The sequence below is a fragment of the Bordetella genomosp. 1 genome (genome assembly GCF_002261335.1).
GTDB lineage: Bacteria > Pseudomonadota > Gammaproteobacteria > Burkholderiales > Burkholderiaceae_B > Bordetella.
In genome coordinates this window covers 197,231-216,623 of the sequence record NZ_NEVL01000004.1, presented here as the reverse complement: position 1 = coordinate 216,623, position 19,393 = coordinate 197,231, and the positions used below count along the sequence as shown (strand labels likewise).

Annotated in this window: 15 protein-coding genes and 4 tRNA genes; 13 read left to right on the top strand and 6 right to left on the bottom strand. The window is 67.1% G+C overall.

The genetic code is table 11. The features are described from left to right. Nucleotides 1-101 precede the first annotated feature (101 nt). Nucleotides 102-542 (top strand): GNAT family N-acetyltransferase, encoded by a 441-nt coding sequence (locus CEG14_RS17945; RefSeq protein WP_094827777.1) that lies wholly within the window; start codon nt 102-104, stop codon nt 540-542. 312 nt (nt 543-854) lie between these two features. On the opposite strand, the gene CEG14_RS17940 is transcribed toward CEG14_RS17945, so the two are convergent. Further along, nucleotides 855-939, bottom strand: a tRNA-Leu gene (locus CEG14_RS17940). Nucleotides 940-1,262: 323 nt separating this feature from the next. Then, nucleotides 1,263-1,347 (bottom strand) — tRNA-Leu (locus tag CEG14_RS17935). A 264-nt stretch (nt 1,348-1,611) separates the two neighbouring features. Between CEG14_RS17935 and CEG14_RS17930 the strand changes: the two genes are divergently transcribed. After that, on the top strand, nt 1,612-2,259 hold the full coding sequence (locus tag CEG14_RS17930; protein WP_094827776.1) for a tRNA-uridine aminocarboxypropyltransferase: 648 nt from the start codon (nt 1,612-1,614) through the stop codon (nt 2,257-2,259). 148 nt (nt 2,260-2,407) lie between these two features. On the opposite strand, the gene CEG14_RS17925 is transcribed toward CEG14_RS17930, so the two are convergent. After that, a tRNA-Leu gene (locus tag CEG14_RS17925) sits at nt 2,408-2,492 on the bottom strand. A 295-nt stretch (nt 2,493-2,787) separates the two neighbouring features. On the opposite strand from CEG14_RS17925, the gene rnr reads away from it, so the two are divergent. From rnr to CEG14_RS17870, 11 genes are all read left to right on the top strand, one after another. Beyond that, complete coding sequence (rnr, locus tag CEG14_RS17920; RefSeq protein ID WP_094827775.1) at nt 2,788-5,271, top strand: ribonuclease R; 2,484 nt, start codon at nt 2,788-2,790, stop codon at nt 5,269-5,271. Nucleotides 5,272-5,394: 123 nt separating this feature from the next. Beyond that, a complete protein-coding gene (gene rlmB, locus CEG14_RS17915) occupies nt 5,395-6,132 on the top strand; it encodes a 23S rRNA (guanosine(2251)-2'-O)-methyltransferase RlmB (RefSeq protein ID WP_094827774.1) in 738 nt (245 codons plus the stop codon). A gap of 50 nt (nt 6,133-6,182) precedes the next feature. Next, nucleotides 6,183-7,427, top strand: coding sequence for a cystathionine gamma-synthase family protein (locus CEG14_RS17910; protein WP_094827773.1), 1,245 nt, complete (start codon nt 6,183-6,185; stop codon nt 7,425-7,427). Between the two features lie 524 nt (nt 7,428-7,951). Next, nucleotides 7,952-8,224 carry an HU family DNA-binding protein gene (locus CEG14_RS17905; RefSeq protein ID WP_094827772.1) on the top strand — a complete coding sequence of 91 codons (273 nt, stop codon included), beginning with the start codon at nt 7,952-7,954 and terminating at the stop codon, nt 8,222-8,224. 97 nt (nt 8,225-8,321) lie between these two features. Next, nucleotides 8,322-8,397 (top strand) — tRNA-Val (locus CEG14_RS17900). Between the two features lie 460 nt (nt 8,398-8,857). Next, nucleotides 8,858-9,661 carry an energy transducer TonB gene (locus tag CEG14_RS17895; RefSeq protein WP_094827771.1) on the top strand — a complete coding sequence of 268 codons (804 nt, stop codon included), beginning with the start codon at nt 8,858-8,860 and terminating at the stop codon, nt 9,659-9,661. Between the two features lies 1 nt (nt 9,662). Then, a complete protein-coding gene (locus CEG14_RS17890) occupies nt 9,663-10,610 on the top strand; it encodes a MotA/TolQ/ExbB proton channel family protein (protein ID WP_094827770.1) in 948 nt (315 codons plus the stop codon). Further along, a complete protein-coding gene (locus tag CEG14_RS17885; protein WP_094827769.1) occupies nt 10,610-11,134 on the top strand; it encodes an ExbD/TolR family protein in 525 nt (174 codons plus the stop codon). Before CEG14_RS17890 ends, CEG14_RS17885 begins: the two co-directional genes overlap by 1 nt. 76 nt (nt 11,135-11,210) lie before the next feature. After that, complete coding sequence (locus CEG14_RS17880; protein ID WP_094827768.1) at nt 11,211-11,882, top strand: response regulator transcription factor; 672 nt, start codon at nt 11,211-11,213, stop codon at nt 11,880-11,882. Between the two features lie 90 nt (nt 11,883-11,972). Further along, entirely contained in the window at nt 11,973-13,058 is a 1,086-nt protein-coding gene (locus CEG14_RS17875) for a sensor histidine kinase (RefSeq protein ID WP_094827767.1), read from the top strand. Further along, nucleotides 13,055-14,965: a potassium transporter Kup gene (locus CEG14_RS17870; RefSeq protein WP_094827766.1), complete on the top strand. Its 1,911-nt coding sequence runs from the start codon at nt 13,055-13,057 to the stop codon at nt 14,963-14,965. The genes CEG14_RS17875 and CEG14_RS17870 overlap by 4 nt, the downstream gene beginning before the upstream one ends. A gap of 100 nt (nt 14,966-15,065) precedes the next feature. On the opposite strand, the gene CEG14_RS17865 is transcribed toward CEG14_RS17870, so the two are convergent. The 3 genes from CEG14_RS17865 to argF form a co-directional block, all read right to left on the bottom strand. After that, entirely contained in the window at nt 15,066-16,682 is a 1,617-nt protein-coding gene (locus CEG14_RS17865) for a methyl-accepting chemotaxis protein (RefSeq protein WP_094827765.1), read from the bottom strand. A 222-nt stretch (nt 16,683-16,904) separates the two neighbouring features. Then, nucleotides 16,905-18,245, bottom strand: coding sequence for an argininosuccinate synthase (argG, locus tag CEG14_RS17860; RefSeq protein ID WP_094827764.1), 1,341 nt, complete (start codon nt 18,243-18,245; stop codon nt 16,905-16,907). Between the two features lie 176 nt (nt 18,246-18,421). Next, nucleotides 18,422-19,363 (bottom strand): ornithine carbamoyltransferase, encoded by a 942-nt coding sequence (argF, locus tag CEG14_RS17855; RefSeq protein WP_094827763.1) that lies wholly within the window; start codon nt 19,361-19,363, stop codon nt 18,422-18,424. Nucleotides 19,364-19,393 lie beyond the last annotated feature (30 nt).

Here is a 19,393-nt window from a genome sequence, read left to right as displayed (position 1 = left end):
TTCTACTGGCAGCGCGGCGCCCGCGCGTGCGCGCGGCCCCCTGGCGGTGCGACAATCGATGTCATCGCAATTTCGATCCAAGTTGTAGAAGGGGAAGAGACATGAGCAAGCCCGTTGAAATCCGCATCGTGCTGGGCACCTGGGACAGGCTGCGCGACGACGCGAGCACCGTACGCTTCGAGGTGTTCGTGCAGGAACAGGCCGTGCCGCCCGAAATCGAGCTCGATGACGACGACGCGGTCAGCGTGCACGCCGTTGCCTACGACGCCGCCAACCGCGTGCTGGGCACCGGTCGCCTGCTGCCGGACGGCCACATCGGCCGCATGGCCGTGCGCAAGCTGGCGCGCGGCACCGGCGTGGGCGGGCAGATCCTCGACGCCCTGATCCAGCAGGGTCACGGCGACGGCCACCGCATGCTGGTGCTGCACGCGCAGAGCCATGCCAAGGGCTTCTACGAGGCCCACGGCTTCCAGGCCGAAGGCGACGAGTTCGTCGAGGCCGGCATCCCCCACGTCGTGATGACGCGCGTGTTCGGCGGCTGAGGCTGCCCGTCGCATCCGGCATGAAGCCCGCCGCGCGCGGGCTTTTTTTGTGGGCGGTTGCAGGCGCAACCGTGGGAGGGCGAGGCAGGCGCTTTCCTTCCTGGGCGTAGAAAAGCAAAAGGCCCGTACTTTCGTACGGGCCTTTTTGGGAATTATTGGTGCCCAGGAGAGGACTCGGTCACACGGGCGCGACCCCGGTTGCGCTTGCACGCGCAACCTTTCTCGTCCTCGCGGAAAGCGCGCAGGCGCTTTCCTTCCTGGGCGTAGAAAAGCAAAAGGCCCGTACTTTCGTACGGGCCTTTTGAGGAATTATGGTGCCCAGGAGAGGACTCGAACCTCCACACCTTGCGGCACACGGACCTGAACCGTGCGCGTCTACCAATTCCGCCACCTGGGCTCTGTTGAATCTCTGCGGCGTTGCCGTCGCGTCAAATCAGCAGGAGGCGAATTATGCACACTTTTTTGAATGCGTGCACGCGAAAACGCCGTTTTTCGAAAATATTTTTATGCGCACATTGAAATGCGCCGATCACGCTGCCGGGATGCGCGATGCGCGTCAGTGATTTGCGGTGAAAGAAGGGGGGCGTTTGAGCGTCTCGGGATGGTTGCGCTTGCAAGCGCAACCTTTCTCGTCCCCACGGAAAGCGCGCAGGCGCTTTCCTTCCTGGGCGTACAAAGCAAAAAGGCCCGTACTTTCGTACGGGCCTTTTTGGGAATTATTGGTGCCCAGGAGAGGACTCGAACCTCCACACCTTGCGGCACACGGACCTGAACCGTGCGCGTCTACCAATTCCGCCACCTGGGCTCTGTGTTTTGGCGTTGCCGTCAAAATCAACAGAAGCGAGATTATGCACACTTTTTCCGGGTTGTGCAAGTTTCGTGGTTTTTTGGTGACGGGGCGTCTTGGGGAAGGCGGATACGGGCGGCGGATACGGGCAGCAGCCACTGGCATCGCCCCGCCCCGCGGGCAGCGGGCGAGCCGCGCCGGAGGATGCGGGGGCGGGCGACCCGGTATGCTTGCGCCTGTATCGGACACCGATGTCCGGCCCGTCTTTGCCTTGCCCGCACCATGCCCCGTCCCGTCTGTCCGCGTTGCCTGCGTCCGCTCGCGCTTTGTCTCTGCTCCGCCATTCCGGCGCTGCGGAACCGTGTCCGCGTGCTGGTGCTGCAGCATCCCGACGAGGCCCGGCATGCGCTCAACACCGCCCGGCTCGCGGTGCTGGGGCTGGCGCACGCGGAAATGGTCGTGGGCAAGACCTTCGACGCGAGCCTGTGGCAGCGGCCCGGGTGCGAGAGCTGGCTGCTGTTTCCCGGCGAGGACGCCGTGCCGGCGAGCACGCTGGCGGCGCGCCTCGCGCAGGGCACGGCGCAGGCGCCGGAGAAGGCGGGAGAGATCCAGTTGGTGGTGCCCGACGGCACCTGGCGCCACGCCCGCGGCATGTTGCGCGACCATCCGGCGCTGGCCGCCTTGCCGCGCATCACGCTCGACGGCGTGGCGCAGACGCGCTATCGCGTGCGGCACGCCGACGCCGAGGGCGCGGTGTCGTCGATCGAGGCCGTGGCGGCCGCGCTCAACGCGCTCGAAGGCACGCGGCAGTACGACGCGCTGCTGGCGCCGTTCGAGCGGCTGGTGGCGCAGCAGATCGCGGCGATGGGCGAGGAGGTGTATCAGCGCCATCACGTGGCGCGCTGCGGATCGCGCGGCGGGGCGGCCTGATCCGGATCCGTTGCGGCCGCAATCGCTGTGCGCGCAACGGAGGGCAAGAGGGTGGGGCGCAAAAACAAAAACCCCGAAGCCTGGGCTTCGGGGTTTTCTCTTGCTGCTGCAGCGTGCCGCGCGTTGCGCGTCATGCCGACTGAAACTGTGGTGCCCAGGAGAGGACTCGAACCTCCACACCTTTCGGCACACGGACCTGAACCGTGCGCGTCTACCAATTCCGCCACCTGGGCACTGTATCAGAGCCGTGCTACCCTGCCGAGATCTCGCCTGGCACACCGTTCTTGGCCGGTATGCAAATGCGTGGGCGCAAGGCTTTCGATCTGCTCCGCTCGCTTCGATCTGAATCACCGGGATTTTCAATCGACGCGATCGAGGGCATTTTCAATCACCTCTCGCGCAATCTCTTTTGCGATTTGCTCATGTAGACTAGCTACCTGTGCTTCATGCATCGAGTATCACTTTTCTGCTGCAGTGTCGCCGCTGGGCTGACCACAGAGCTGCGCAGTATAAACGGGATTTTCACCTTTGGCAAAACGATCGAACAACGACTCCAATAACAACAGATCCACTTCCGTGTTGCCCGAAACGCCGCCCGATTTCGATCCTGACGTGCCTTCGCGCGAACAGATCCTGCAGGCGTTGCGATCGGCCGGTGGACCGCTCTCGCCCGACGAACTGGCGCAGCGCATGGGGGTCGAGCGCGATTCCACGCGCGTCGGTTTCGATCGGCGCCTGGGCGCCATGGAGCGTGACGGTCAGTTGATGCCCAACCGCAAGGGCGTGCTGCTGTTGGCCACCAAGCTCGACTTCGTCGCCGGCCGCGTGCAGGGCCACCGCGATGGCTTCGGCTTCCTGGTGCGCGACGACGGCGGCCAGGATCTGTTCCTGTCGCCGCGCGAAATGCTCAAGGTGCTGCATGGCGACCGCGTGCTGGTCAAGCCGTCGGGCGAGTATCGCGGCAAGCCGGAAGGCACCATCGTCGAGGTCATCGAGCGCCGCACCAACAAGCTGGTCGGGCGGTTCCTGCACGAGCACGGCCTGTCGATCGTGGTCCCCGAAGACCAGCGCATCAAGCACGACATCCTGATTCCGCCGAGCGACACCAATGGCGCGCAGCACGGCCAGGTGGTCTCGGTCGAGATCATCGAGCAGCCCACGCGCCACACCCAGCCGCTCGGCAAGGTGTTCGAGGTGCTGGGCGAGATCGACGATCCCGGCATGGAAATCGAAATCGCGGTGCGCAAGTTCGACGTGCCGGTCGAGTTCACCGAGGCCGCGCGCAAGCAGGCCGCGCGCCTGCCCGACGTGGTGCGCAAGGGTGACCTGAAAGGCCGCATCGACCTGCGCGACGTGCCGCTCATCACGATCGACGGCGAAGACGCGCGCGACTTCGACGACGCGGTCTACTGCGAGCCGGTCGACCTCGGCACCGGCCAGCGCAAGCGCCCGGGCTGGCGCCTGATCGTCGCCATCGCCGACGTGAGCCACTACGTGCGCCCCGGCGATCCGCTCGACGACGACGCGCTCGAGCGCGGCACCAGCGTGTATTTCCCGCGCCGCGTGATCCCGATGCTGCCCGAGTCGCTGTCCAACGGCCTGTGCTCGCTCAATCCCAACGTCGACCGCCTCGTGCTGGTCTGCGACATGGTGATTCCGGCCTCCGGCGCCAAGGCCGGCCAGATCACGGCCTATCAGTTCTACAACGCGGTGATGCACTCGCAGGCGCGCACCACGTACACCAGCATCTGGGAGGCGCTGCAACAGCCGGGCGGCCCCGCCGCGCTGGCGATGAAGCGCGTGATGCCGCACGTCCAGCATCTGTATGAGCTGTTCCAGTTGCTGGTGCAGCAGCGCAAGAAGCGCGGCGCCATCGATTTCGACACCGTCGAGACCAAGATCGTGTGCAACGAGCTCGGCCGCATCGAGCAGATCGTGCCGTCGGTGCGCAACGACGCGCACAAGCTGATCGAAGAGTGCATGCTGGCCGCCAACACCTGCGCCGCCGACTTCATGGCGCGCAGCAAGCATCCCGGCCTGTTCCGTATCCACGAAGGTCCCACGCCCGAGCGCCTGCAGGCCTTGCGCGATTTCCTGCGCACCATGGGCCTGTCGCTGGGCGGGGGCGACACGCCGACCGCCAAGGATTACGGCGAGTTCCTCGACTCGGTGCGCGGCCGTCCCGATTTCCCGCTGCTCCAGACCATGCTGCTGCGCTCGATGCAGCAGGCCGTCTACAGCCCCGACAACATGGGTCACTTCGGCCTGGCGTACGCGGCCTATGGCCACTTCACCTCGCCGATCCGGCGCTATCCCGACCTGCTCACGCACCGCGTGATCAAGGCGCTGCTCGAAGGCAAGCGCTACGTGCCGCAGCTCGAGGGCCAGCCGCTCGTGATCGGCCGCGGCCAGCGCGAACACGAACACGCCATCTGGGAAAAGCTCGGCCTGCTGCTCTCGGCCAGCGAGCGCCGCGCCGACGAAGCCTCGCGCGACGTCGAGGCCTGGCTCAAGTCGTGGTTCGTCAAGGAGCGCGTGGGCGAAGACTTCAGCGGCACCGTCACTGGCGTGGCCAGCTTCGGCATCTTCGTCACGCTCGACACGCTGCACGTCGAGGGCCTGGTGCACGTCTCCGAACTCGGCGGCGAGTACTTCCAGTTCAACGACGCCTTGCACGAGCTGCGTGGCGAGCGCACCGGCATGCGCTACCGCCTGACCGACAAGGTCCAGGTGCAGGTCTCGCGCGTCGACCTCGAGGCGCGCCGCATCGAGTTCCGCCTGGTCAAGGGCACGAGCTTCGATGCCTTGCGCAAGCAGGCCACGCGCAATCCCGACGAGCCGCGCCGCGTCAAGAAGGCGGCCGCGCCCAAGCCGGCCGCGCTGAAGGGCCAGACGGCCAAGCAGCGCCGTGCCGAGGCCAAGAAGGCCAGCCAGCCGCCCAAGACGCCCAAGGCGGCGCCGCGATCGAGCTCGGGCGCAGCGTCCAAGAAGGCCACGCGCACCCGCCGCTGATCGGGCGCGCCTTTTCCAGGCGCGGTAACATTGCAGCATCGTCCCGCCCGCCGGCTTGCCGGTGGGCGACTTCCGCCCGATCCGGGCGGATGTTGTTTCCTCTCTATATAGGTAGTCGAGATCATGGCGTCGGCCCAGGTCCTGGCGGGTTTTCACGCGGTCGTCGCACGTCTGCGTCACGCGCCCGAATCCATCAAAGAACTCTACGTCGAGGCATCGCGCCGCGACAAACGTATGCAAAGCCTGATCGAGCAGGCCGAGCGCGCCGGCTGCCGCGTGCATCCGGTTGCGGCAGACCGCCTCGATGGCCTGGCGCGCGGCACGCGCCACCAGGGCGTGGTCGCGCTGGCCGATGAGCGCCAGCTCGCCGTCGACGTCGATGAAGTGCTCGACGTGATCGAAGGCCCGGCCTTCCTGTTGCTGCTCGACGGCGTGACCGATCCGCACAATCTCGGCGCCTGCCTGCGCACCGCCGACGCGGCTGGCGTGCACGCGGTGATCGCGCCGCGCGACCGTGCGGTCGGCCTCAACGCCACCGTGCAGCGCGTGGCCTGCGGCGCGGCCGACACCGTGCCCTACATTACCGTCACCAACCTGGCCCGCACGATGCGCGAGCTCAAGGAGCGCGGTGTCTGGCTGGTCGGCACCGACGACCAGGGTCAGCACGATCTGCACGCGGTCGATGCGCGGCAGTCGATGGCCTGGGTCATGGGCGCCGAAGGCGAGGGCATGCGCCGCCTCACCCGCGAGACCTGCGACGAGCTGGTGCGCATCCCGATGGCGGGTTCGGTCGAGAGCCTGAACGTCAGCGTCGCCAGCGCCGTGTGCCTGTACGAAACCGTGCGCCAGCGCCGCAGCTGATTTTTCCCGGGCGGCGTTCGCCGCCCGTCCTGCATCCGAGCGATTCCATCATGCACCAGAACGGCTTCACCACCACGATTCTTCATTCCGACCGCGACCAGGCCGTCGAGCATGGCGCCGTGCACAAGCCCATGCATCCGTCCTCCGAGTTCGCCTACGACGACGCGCGCGAGCTCGCCGCGGTGTTCCAGGGCAAGGCCGGCTTCACCTACGCGCGCCAGGGCACGCCCACCACCACGGCGCTCGAGGCCAAGATCTCGCGCATGGAAGGCGGCAAGGGCACGGTGAGCTTTGCCACGGGCATGGCCGCGCTGGCCGCGATCTTCAGCACGTTGCTGCGCCGGGGCGATCACCTGGTGTCGAGCCAGTTCATCTTCGGCAACACCAACAGCCTGCTGGGCACGCTGATCGAGCTGGGCGTGGAGATCACCTCTGTCGATGCCACCGACGTCGAACAGGTGCGCGCCGCCATCCGCCCGAACACCCGCATGGTGTTCACCGAGACCATCGCCAACCCGGGCACGCAGATCGCCGACCTGGCGGGCATCGGCGCCCTGTGCCGCGAACGCAATCTGGTCTACGTGGTCGACAACACGCTCACCTCGCCGTGGCTGTTCCAGCCGCGCGACGTGGGCGCGTCGCTCGTCATGAACTCGCTGTCGAAGTACATCGCCGGCCATGGCCATGCGTTGGGCGGCGCGGTGACCGACACCGGCCTGTTCGACTGGAAAGACGCAGCCAACATCTACGACGCGTACAAGAAGGGCCCTTCCACCGGCTGGGGCCTGACGCAGATCAAGAAGAAGGGCCTGCGCGACATGGGCGGCACGCTGGCGGCCGAGCCGGCGCACCGCATCGCGATCGGCGCCGAGACCCTGGCGCTGCGCATGGACCGCCACAGCAGCAACGCGCTCGCGCTGGCGCGCTTCCTCGACGCGCATCCCGGCGTATCGAAGGTGCACTATCCCGGCCTCGAGAGCCATCCGCAGTACGCACGCGCCAAGAGCCTGTTCCGCGACGGGCGCTTCGGCGGCTTGCTGGGCGTGGAGCTGGCCGAGGGCATCGATTGCTTCGACTTCCTCAATCGCCTGAACATCGTGCTCAATGCCACGCACCTGGGCGATACCCGCAGCCTCGCGCTGCCGGCCGCGCACACCATCTATTACGAGATGGGCGCGGAGCGCCGCGCGCAGATGGGCATCGCCGACAGCCTGATCCGCGTGTCGGTCGGCATCGAGGACGAAAGCGATCTGCTGTTCGACTTCGACCAGGCCCTGAAGGGCGCGATGGCCTGAGCCCGCGGGCGCGGGTTCCGGAAGGGAAGGGCGTCGCGCGAGCGGCGCCTTTTTCATTGCGCGCGCCGCATGCACGTTGATGCATGAAGACGCCACGACGGCGGCGCGTTGCGGTCGCGATTGGCGCCGATGGGCGTGCCGCGGCGTGCCTCGCGGCGGCGTTGCATGGCGTGGCGGCATGCCATTTGCGAAGGCGTCGACGACGTTGCGCGCGTGGAACGAAGCACTGCCCGGTAGGCGTTTTTGTTTATTGCGCAAAGCAGTAAAAGCTAGTATTGGCGCGGCTTGCGGCGTGGTTTTTCCTTGACAGCCGCAGTGGGCCAAGGCCTAATAACACCCTGCGTCGCAGCTATCAGGACCCCGCGAAAAGCGCCCCTGAGAACTGCGACGCAGCAGTTAAAAAGTTGTGCTTTGCAGCGCAAGAACTATTTTTCCCACGTCCGTTCTATCATCGGCCCGCGCATTCGCCGTCGCGAACTGCTGCGCGATCCGTGAAAGCCATACCTTGTGAGGGGTAAACCTGAATGAACAAAACCGAACTCATCGATCACATCGCCAGCAAGGCTGACATCTCGAAAGCCGCCGCTGGCCGCTCGCTTGACGCCCTGATCGGTGCCGTCAAAACCACCCTGAAGAAGGGCGGTACGGTTACGTTGGTGGGCTTCGGCACCTTCGCCGTCTCGTCGCGCGCTGCTCGCACGGGCCGCAATCCGCGCACCGGCGAAACCATCAAGATCAAGAAGGCCAAAGTGCCCAAGTTCCGTCCGGGCAAGGCCCTGAAAGACGCCGTCAACTGATGACGTGCGAGTCGGCATGGCGCGTCACGATCCGATCGGCCGCGCCATTTGCCGACTTGAAGTCGGTTCGCTATACTTGCGGCCGCATACGACACCGGGGTGCTTAGCTCAGTTGGTAGAGCGGCGCCCTTACAAGGCGTAGGTCACAGGTTCGACCCCTGTAGCACCCACCAGATCTTTCCCCGTCGCATCGCTTGCCCGATCGGCGCCGCGCGAAGGATCATCCCCGACGTTGTACTGTCTCTCGCCGCGTTCCGGCACCTCCCCGCGATTTCCTGCCCGGCGCCTTTCGGCCCGCCTCGACAGTTGCGTCGTGCCATCGCCGCTTCACGCGTTTTCCGCGTGTCTCCCTCGATTGCAGCGCGATGCGCGCCTGCGGCCTCGTGCGCTTCATGCAAGAGGCGTGTCATGCATCGCGCAGTGCCAGTGCCTGCCGGCGAATTTGCATTTTCCCGGTGCAGCGCCGGGGTTTGCGATTGCGCGCGGGCGGTTTTTTACGGTAGCGTTGACGTCTTTCGCCAGTTGAACTAACTTGCGAATCATTCGCATTTGATATATCGTCCCGTGTTTACGGTCGTAGCGCGCCCCACCGGGTGCTGCGGTGCGGCATCGATCAATGTATTTGGCTGATTCATGCCTAGCGTTCAAAGCGGTCGGAATTCTTCGCAGGTGTCTTACGCGTTACGCGCAGGGGCCGGCACACTCGTCGTAGCGGCTCACGCCGCGGTCGTCGGCGCCATCTTCTTCGCCACCCCCGACACACCGCCGGTGCTGCTCGAGCCCGAAGCGGTGATGGTCAGCGTGATCGAGGCCCCCGTGCCTCAGGTTGCCAAGGCCGAGCCGCAGCCCGAGCCTCAACCGCCCGTGGAGGAAACCCCGCCTCCGCCGGAACCCGAAATCGAACCGGAGCCGGAACCCGAGCCCGAGATCGAGCCGGAGCCCGAGCCCGAGCCGCCTCCGGTCATCGAGAAGCCGCCGGAGCCGGCGCCCAAGCCGAAACCCAAGCCCAAGCCCAAACCGCAGCCCAAGCCGCAGCCCAAGCCCGAGATCAAGCCCGAGCCCAAGCCCGAAACGCCGCCCGCGCCGCCGACCGGCGCCGTCGAAGGCAATCAGGTGAACCAGGCCCCGCGCCAGGGCCCGCCGCCCGACGAGGCCATCATGTTGTCGCAGGTCGAGTACCTCGGTCAGCGGCCGATGCCGGTCTACCCGATGGCGTCCAAGCGCATGCGCGAGGAAGGCCGCGTGGTGGTGCTGGTCGAGATCAATACCCAAGGGACGGTGGACAAAGCCTCCGTCGACTCGTCGTCCGGTTTTTCGCGCCTCGATGAATCCGCGCTCACGGCGGCCCGCAAGGCCCGCTTCAAGCCGCTGATGCGTAACGGTGTGGCTCTCCCGGCCAAAGCAAAACTTCCATTCGATTTCGTAATAAGGAACTGAGATGTTCAACGCTATCCAGAACGCCATCTACATGGTGGCTCAGGCGAGCACCACCGGCGCCCCGGCCGCTGCGGGAGCCGCAGCGCCTGCCGCCGCGCAGACCGCGCCGGCCGCGAACCCCGGCGCCGTGCAGCAGGCCGCCGACGCGCTCAGCAACGCCGCCACCACGGCCGCGCCGGCCGCCGCCGCCGTGCCGTCGGCACCGCCCGTCGCGCCCGACATGGGCTTCATGCACTTCATCGCGCAGAGCGACTTCGTCGGCAAGACGCTGTTCATCATCCTGATCATCATGTCGCTGGTGACGTGGTACCTGATCGTGGTGAAGGCGTTCTCGAACATGTCGATGCGCAAGCGCGCGGCCGGCTTCCTGAACAAGTTCTGGGGTTCGAGCTCGCTGGAGCAGGTCCAGAACGAAATCGCCACGCACGGCGCGCGCGATCCGTTCTCGCACCTGGCCAGCCACGCGATCCATGCCCAGACCCACCATGCCAAGTACGGCGCGACCAAGCTCGAAGAGGCCGGCAGCAACGGCGAATTCGTGACGCGCACGATGCGCAAGGTCATCGACGAAGAGACCGCCAAGCTCGAAAACGGCCTGACGGTGCTGGCATCGGTCGGCTCGACCGCGCCGTTCGTCGGCCTGTTCGGCACGGTGTGGGGCGTCTATCACGCGCTGGTCGGCATCGGCCTGTCCGATGGCGTGACCATCAACCGCATCGCCGGCCCCGTGGGCGAGGCGCTCATCATGACCGGCCTGGGTCTGGCCGTCGCCATCCCCGCCGTGCTGGCCTACAACGCCTTCGTGCGCAACAACCGCGTGTTCCTGTCGCGCCTCGATGCGTTCGCCCATGATCTGTTCGCCTTCCTGACGACCGGCCAGCAAGTCGCCGTGTCCGACGGCAAGGTGCGCGCGCTGCGTCGCCAGCCCGGCACGCGTGGGAGCGAGTAATGGCTTTCGGGAGCTTCGACAACAAAGGCTCTGGCGGCCATACCGTGTCGGAGATCAACATGGTGCCGCTGATCGACGTGATGCTGGTGCTGCTGGTGATCTTCATCATCACGGCGCCGCTGCTGGCGCACTCGATCAAGATCAACATGCCGCAGGTCAGCGCCGAGCAGGTGCAGGAAGAGCCCAAGACGGTGGACCTGGCGATCGACGCCTCGGGCGCGCTGTTCTGGGATGAGCAGCCCGTCCTGTTCGACGATCTGCAGAACCGCTTCCGCGCCATCGCCCTGGACAAGCCGCAGCCCGAGATCCGCATCCGCGCCGACCAGAACACGCGCTACGAAACCCTGGCCAAGGTGATGGCCGCGGCCCGTCGTGGCGGCATGACCCGCATCGGCTTCATCACCCAGCCCGGCAGCACGACCGCCGCCCCGGGTGAGGGTGCGCCCGCCGCCGGCGCCGCCGCCCCGGCCCCCGCCGCGCCCGCGGCATCGGCTCCGGCCGCCCGGCCCGCTGCGGCGCGCTGAGCCCCGACGGCCATCCGGTGGCCGGACACAATCAGACAGTTGAGTGTCCGGCCCCGGTTCGCGCTAGAATCGCGGAATGCGAGTTCTCGTAATCGAAGATGACACCACCCTGGGCCACGCGCTCCAGGAATTCCTGTCCGACCAGGGCTATGCCGTCGACTGGCTCACCGAAGGTGACAAGGTCCAGGGCGCACTGGCGGGGCAGCCGTACGACCTGTTGCTGCTCGACCTCAACCTTCCCGGCCTGAGCGGCCTGGAAGTGCTGCGTCAGGTACGCCAGGAAAACAACCAGGTCCCGGTGCTGATCCTCACCGCGCGCGACGGTCTCGACGACCGCGTGGCGGGGCTGGATGCCGGCGCCGACGACTACGTGACCAAGCCCTTCGACCTGCCCGAGCTGGCCGCGCGCGTGCGCGCCCTGGGCCGCCGTCGTTCGGGCCAGGCCCAGCCGCTGATCGAAGTCGGCCCGCTGGTGTTCGACACCGTCGGCCGCGAGGTGCGCGCCAACGGCCATCGCCTGGCCCTGTCGGTGCGCGAGCTCTCCGTGCTCGAGATGCTGATGGCCCGGGTCGGCCGCGTGGTGACCAAGCGCCAGATCGTCAATTCGCTGTCGGCATGGGATGCCGACTTCAGCGAGAACGCGGTCGAGGTCTACGTCTACCGCCTGCGCAAGCGCCTCGAAGGCACCGGCGCCAGCATCCAGACCGTTCGTGGCTTCGGCTACATGCTGGACGTGGAAGCGGCGTAACGCCGCCTGGCGGACCAGGTCCATGCCCTGCATCCCTGACCGCCGTTGATCGCCATGCCGGACTCGCAGACCCCTCTGCCGCCACCGCCCATGCACAGCGGGCTCAAGCTGCCGCGCGGATCGCTCGCGCGCCACCTGGTCGTGCGGCTCATGCCGCCCATCCTGCTGCTCGTGCTGCTGGATCTCGCGGCCACCTGGGTCATCACGCACAAGATCGATATGTCGGTCTGGATGCTCGAAGACTTCTTCTGGCTGATGGTGGTGGGCCAGGTGCTGCTGGTCGCGCTGTTCGCCTGGGTCGTGATCCAGGGCGTGCGCTCCGGCCTGGCCTCGGTCAATCACCTCGCCGAAGAGATCCGGCTGCGTTCCATCGACGACATGCAGGCCATGGCCGTGGCCGGTCTGCCGGCCGAGATCGCGCCGCTCGTCACCCATATCAATGATCTGCTGTTGCGTCTCGATGCCTCGCTGGCCGCGCAGCGCCGCTTCATCGGCCATGCGGCGCACCAGCTGCGCACGCCACTCAGCGGCCTGCGGCTCGAATCGGAGCTGATGCTGGCGCGGCCGTTGCCCGACGACGTGCGGGCCCGCGCCGAGCGCATCAAGGCCGTGAGCGACCGCATGATCCGCCTCGGCCAACAGCTTTTGGTGCTGGCCAAGGCCGACCCGAACGCGCGCCCGCAGGATCGCTTCCTGCGCCTGGACCTGTGCGAATGGGTGCGCGCCAGCGGCGCGGAATGGATTCCGCACGCGCGCCTGTCGCAGGTCGAGATCGACCTGGCCGCGCCCGAGCATCCGGTGTGGATCGACGGCGATCCGCTGCTGCTCGACGAACTGCTCGGCAACCTGATCGACAACGCCCTGCGCTACGGCAAGCAGGGCGGCCGCATCGTGCTGACCGTGGGCGAGAATCCGCCGTCGCTGACCGTCGAGGACGACGGTCCTGGCATCGGGCCCGACGAGCGTGAGCGCGTGTTCGAAGCCTTCTACCGGTCGCCCAGCGCCACCGCCGACGGTTCCGGCCTCGGGCTGGCCATCGTGCGCGAAATCGCGCATGCGCACGGCGCATGGTGGAAGCTGGTGAGCCGGCCGGAGTATTCCGGCACCCGGCTGTCCGTGGTGTTTCCCGGCCCCCGCAAGGGTGCTCAACTGACGCGTCAAGAACGCCTCCTATGAGCCAGTCCTCTTCATCCGCCACGCGCGTGGCGGGCACTCCGGCGCATGCGCCGTCGAGCCAGGCCGTCCTGATGCTGGGCGCGCTGGGCGTGGTGTACGGCGACATCGGCACCAGCCCGCTCTACACGCTGCGCGCCTGCCTCACCGGCTTCGCCGACCTCGAGCCCGCCCACATCCTCGGCGTGCTGTCGATCCTGTTCTGGCTGCTGATGCTGGTGGTGTCGTTCAAGTACGTGATGCTGGTGCTGCGCGCCGACAATCGCGGCGAGGGCGGCACGCTGGCGCTGCTCGAGCTGGCGGTGCGCGGGCGCGAAGGGCGGCTGCGCTGGCTGCTCATCGTGCTGGGGATCTTCGGGGCCGCGCTGTTCTACGGCGACAGCATGATCACGCCCGCCATCTCGGTGCTCTCCGCGCTGGAGGGCATCGGCGTGGTGTCGCACACGCTCGACCCGTGGGTGGTGCCGCTGGCGCTCATCGTGCTGGTCGCGCTGTTCATGATCCAGTCGCACGGCACCGGCGCCATGGGCAAGCTGTTCGGCCCCGTGATGGGCGTGTGGTTCCTCGTGCTGGCGGTGCTGGGCGGCTGGCAGATCTGGCAGACGCCGCAGGTGCTGCAGGCGCTCAATCCGGTCTGGGGCCTGCGCTTCATCGCGGAGGCGCCGCTGATGAGCTTCCTGCTGCTCGGCGCGGTGGTGCTGGCGCTCACCGGCGCCGAGGCGCTGTACGCCGACATGGGCCACTTCGGCCGGCCGGCGATCCGGCGCGCCTGGTTCTCGATGGTGCTGCCGGCGCTCACGCTCTGCTATTTCGGCCAGGGCGCGCTGCTGCTGCGCGATCCCACCGCGATCCGCAATCCCTTCTTCCTGATGGCGCCCGACTGGGGCCTGGTCCCGCTCGTCGGGCTCGCCACGATCGCCACCGTGGTGGCCTCGCAGGCGGTGATCTCGGGCGCGTACTCGGTCACGCGCCAGGCGGTCCAGCTGGGCTTCTGGCCGCGCATGCAGATCCTGCACACCTCGGCGGTGGAGAAGGGCCAGATCTACCTGCCGCAGGTCAATGCGCTGCTGCTGTGCGCGGTGCTGGTGCTGGTGGTGCTGTTCCGCGATTCCGAAAGCCTGGCCGCGGCCTACGGCTTTGCCGTGACCGGCACCATGCTCACGACCTCCGTGCTGGCCTTCGCGGTGCTGCCGCGCGGCAGCACCGGCGGCAAGCGCGCGCTGTGGATGGTGACGCTGAGCATCCTGCTGGTGGTCGACATCCTGCTGTTCGGCGCCAACATCTTCAAGATCCACGAGGGCGGCTGGCTGCCGCTGGCGGTGGGCATCGTGGTGTTCACGCTCATGATGACGTGGCGGCGCGGCCGGCACCTGCTGGCCGACATGCAGGCGCGCGATCGCCAGCCGCTGGCCTCGTTCATGGAGCAGCTCGAGACCTACCCGCCCGCGCGGGTGCACGGCACGGCCATCTTCATGACGATGAATCCCGACAACGTGCCGCCCGCGCTGCTGCACAACCTCAAGCACAACAAGGTGCTGCACGACCACGTGATCTTCCTCACCATCCGCGTGGCCGACGTGCCGTACGTGAGCGTGGAGGAGCGCTTCAGCGTCAACAAGATCAGCGCCTCGAGCTGGACCGTGGTGATCCACTACGGCTTCAAGGAGGATCCGGACGTGCCGGAGGTGCTGCGCGAGGTCACCGAGGCCTATCCGGAGATCGACCTGGAGCCGATGCGCACCTCGTTCTATCTGTCGCGCCAGACGGTGGTGGCGGCGCGCCGGCCGGCCATGTTCGGCTGGCGCCGGGCGCTGTTCTCGTTCCTGGCGCGCAACTCCACGCGCAGCACCAAGTTCTTCAAGATCCCGCCCAACCGGGTGGTCGAAATGGGCATGCAGGTCGAGCTCTGAGCACGCCGTGCCGGCGCCGCAGCGCGTGCGGCGCGGGCGTGGCGCCAGCAAAAACGGCGGCCCCTGGGCCGCCGTTTTTTTTTCGTGCAGGGCAGGGGCGTCAGGCGGCCTGCGGGTCCCAGCCCAGCTGGGCGCGGCCCGCGGGCACGGCGCTCACGGCCTGGACGTGGCCCAGACGGAAGATCGCCACGGCGCGCTGCAGGTGCTGCGCCTGGTCTTCCAGCGAGGCGGCTGCCGCCGCGGCCTGCTCGACCAGGGCGGCGTTCTGCTGCGTCACGTCGTCCATCTGCGAGACGGCCCGGTTGACCTCCTCGAGGCCGCGCGTCTGCTCCGACGAGGCCTGCGCGATCTCGCTCATGATGCCGGTGACGCGGTGCACGGCCTGCACCACTTCCTCGATGGTGGCGCCGGCCTGTTCCACCAGCGCGGAGCCGCTTTCCACCTGGCCGACCGATTCGCCGATCAGGTCCTTGATCTCGCGCGCCGCGCTGGCGCTGCGCTGCGCCAGGCTGCGCACTTCGCCCGCCACCACGGCGAAGCCGCGGCCCTGTTCGCCGGCGCGCGCCGCTTCCACGGCGGCGTTCAGCGCGAGGATGTTGGTCTGGAAGGCGATGCCGTCGATCACGCCGATAATGTCGCCGATCTTGCGCGAGCTGGCGGTGATGCCGCGCATCTTCTCGACCACCTGGTTCACCACCTCGCCGCCCTGGCCGGCCACCGTGGAGGCCTGGCTGGCGAGTTCGCTGGCCTGGCGGGCGTTGTCCGCGTTCTGCCGCACGGTCGAGGTCAGCTCTTCCATGCTGGACGCGGTTTCCTCGAGCGAGGCCGCCTGTTGCTCGGTGCGCGACGACAGGTCGGTGTTGCCGGCGGAGATCTCGCGCGCGGCCGAATCGATCGAGCCGGCCGCGGACTGGATCTGGCCCACGGTGTCGGCCAGACGGTCGCGCATGTGGGCGATGGCCGCCATCACGCTTTCCCGGTCGCCTTCACGCAGGGTGACCTGGGTGGTCAGGTCGCCCGCGGCGATGCGGCCGGCGATCTGCGCGGCCGTGTCGGGTTCGCCGCCGACCGAGCGGTGGATGCTGCGGACCACCAGCGCGCCGATGAAGGAGATGGCCACGCCGAGCACGACCAGCAGGCCGATCGACTCCAGCAGCGAGCGCTGGAAGGTGGCTTCGATGTCGTCCATGTAGGTGCCGACGATGATGTCCCACTCGAACGGCTTGTAGCGCTGCACGTAGCCGAGCTTGGGGCTGGCTTCCTTGGCGCCCGGGCGCGGCCACCAGTATTCGATGTAGCCGTTGCCCGCCGTCGAGCTGCCGGCGCGGGCGATGTCGCCGTACAGCGCGCCGCCCTTGGCGTCGCGGAAGCTCGACATGTTCTTGCCGTTCAGGCTGGCGTTGATGGGGTGCACGACGATGTTCGACTGCGCGTCGGTCAGCGTCACGTAGCCGTCGCTGCCGTAGCGCAGCGAGGCCACGCGTTCGATGGCCTGCTGGCGGCCCTGCGCCTGCGTGAGCTTGCCTTGCTCGACCTGCTTCATCGATTCGACGATGAGGCTGTGGGCGGCTTCGGCGAGGTTGGACAGATCCTGGCGGCGTTCGCCCATCTGCAGCGAGCGGGCCTGGTAGGCGTTGAAGACGGTGACGGCCAGCAGGCCGAGCCAGGCCATGGCCAGGGGAATCCAGAGTTTTTGACGAAGCGTTAAGCGGGGCATGACGGGTCCTGTTCGACGCGGCCCGGAAACGAAGGGGAGGGCCGCGCTCCCTTAACGTCAGTCCGCCAGCGGGTCTTTAATGTTTTGTATGAAAAACACTGTCGCTTTTAAAGGGCCGCATCAGTGGTTCCGCGCCGCGATGGCGCCAAGTCGCGCGGCGGGCGGCTTGGGACGAAAAAAAACCGGGTCGAGCGACCCGGTTTTTCTCGTGCGCGGCAAGGCTTACTTCTTGCCGGTGTCCTTGAGCTGCGGCAGCGAGGTGCCGGTGGACGGGGCCAGCAGGCCGGTCTGCACGTAGGTGAACAGCTTGCTGCGCGTGTCGACGATGTCGAGGTTGCGCATGGTGAGCTGGCCGATGCGGTCCGCGGGGGTGAAGGGGGCGTTTTCCACCTTCTCCATCGACAGGCGCTCGGGCGCGTAGGTCAGATTGGGCGACTCGGTGTTGAGCAGCGAGTAGTCGTTGCCGCGGCGCAGTTCGATGGTGACTTCGCCGGTGACGGCGCGGGCCACCCAGCGCTGCGCCGTTTCGCGCAGCATGATGGCCTGCGGGTCGAACCAGCGGCCCTGGTACAGCAGGCGGCCGAGCTTGCGGCCGTTTTCGCGGTACTGTTCGATCGTGTCTTCGTTGTGGATGCCGGTGACCAGGCGCTCGTAGGCGATGAACAGCAGCGCCAGGCCCGGGGCCTCGTAGATGCCGCGGCTCTTGGCCTCGATGATGCGGTTTTCGATCTGGTCGCTCATGCCCAGGCCATGACGGCCGCCGATGCGGTTGGCTTCGAGCAGCAGCTCGACCGGGTCGGCATACTCGACGCCGTTGAGCGCGACCGGCTGGCCGGCCTCGAAGCGCACCGTGACTTCCTCGGCCTTCACGGCGACGTCGTCGCGCCAGAACGCCACGCCCATGATGGGCTTGACGATGCGGATGCCGGAATTCAGGTGCTCGAGATCCTTGGCTTCGTGCGTGGCGCCGAGCAGGTTCGAGTCGGTGGAATACGCCTTCTCGGCCGACATCTTGTAGTCGAAGCCGGCTTTCTGCATGTATTCCGACATCTCGGCGCGGCCGCCGAGTTCGTCGATGAACTGCTGGTCGAGCCAGGGCTTGTAGATCTTCAGCTCGGGATTGGTCAGCAGGCCGTAGCGATAGAAACGCTCGATGTCGTTGCCCTTGTACGTGCTGCCATCACCCCAGATGTTCACGCCATCTTCCTTCATGGCGGCGACCAGCATCGTGCCGGTGACGGCGCGGCCGATCGGGGTGGTGTTGAAGTAGGTGATGCCGGCCGTCGAGATGTGGAACGCGCCGCTTTGCAGGGCGGCGATGCCTTCGGCCACGAGCTGCGCGCGGCAGTCGATCAGACGGGCCTTTTCGGCGCCGTACTGGGTCGCACGGCGGGGGATGTCGTCGTAGTCGGGCTCGTCGGGCTGGCCGAGGTTGGCGGTGTAGGCGTAGGGGATCGCGCCTTTTTCACGCATCCACAGCAGGGCCGCGCTGGTGTCCAGGCCGCCGGAAAAGGCGATGCCGACCTTCTGGCCGGAGGGAAGGTTCGGAAGAATGGTAGTCATTGTGTGATCGAGAGCGCCAACGGGACTGACGGCGACGTGCCGCACGACGGGCGCCGCCCAGCGGCGGCGCGAAAGTGAATCAACGGGCTATTTTAACGCTTTTGTGACGGCCCGGCCGCCGCCCGTCCCGGGCGCGGGCGCCTCGGGGACGGAGACGGCGCCCGGCCGTGCCCGCGTCAGGGCAGCTGGCCCAGCAGCAGGAACTCCATCAGGGCCTTCTGCACGTGCATGCGGTTTTCCGCTTCGTCCCAGACCACGCTCTGCGGGCCGTCGATCACCTCGCCGGTGACTTCCTCGCCGCGGTGGGCCGGCAGGCAGTGCATGAACACGGCCTCGGGATCGGCCACGGCCATCATCTCGGCGTCCACGCACCAGTCGGCGAAGGCGGCACGGCGCTCTTCGTTCTCGGCCTCGTAGCCCATGCTGGTCCAGACGTCGGTCGTGACCAGGTGCGCGCCCTGGCAGGCCTGCATCGGGTCCTTGAACTGCTTGAGGACGGCGGGCGAGGGGTTGCCGATGCGCGCGGGTTCGAGCTCGTAGCCGGCCGGCGTGGACACGTGCAGCGTGAAGCCGAGCAGCTCGGCGGCCTGCAGCCAGGTGTACGACATGTTGTTGGCGTCGCCCACCCAGGCCACCACCTTGCCGGTGATCGGGCCGCGGTGCTCGATGTAGGTGAACAGGTCGGCCAGGATCTGGCAGGGATGGAACTCGTTGGTCAGGCCGTTGATCACCGGCACGCGCGAGTGCGACGCGAAGCGCTCGATGCGGGTCTGCTCGAAGGTGCGGATCATCACGATGTCGACCATGCGCGAGATCACGCGCGCGGTGTCTTCGATCGGCTCGGAGCGGCCGAGCTGCGAATCGTTGGAGGTCAGGTTGATGACCGATCCGCCCATCTGGTACATGCCGGCCTCGAACGACACGCGGGTGCGGGTGCTGGCCTTCTCGAACACCATGGCCAGCGTGCGGTCGTGCAGCGGCATGTGGGGTTCGTAGCGCTTGAACTTCGCCTTGATGATGCGGGCGCGTTCGAGCACGTAGCCGATCTCGGCGGCGGAGAGGTCTTTGAACTGCAGGAAATGCCGCAGCGGGCCGTTTTGATTCGAGGGAGGAGTCATGTTGGAAGTCACAGGTCAGTCGCGGGCTGG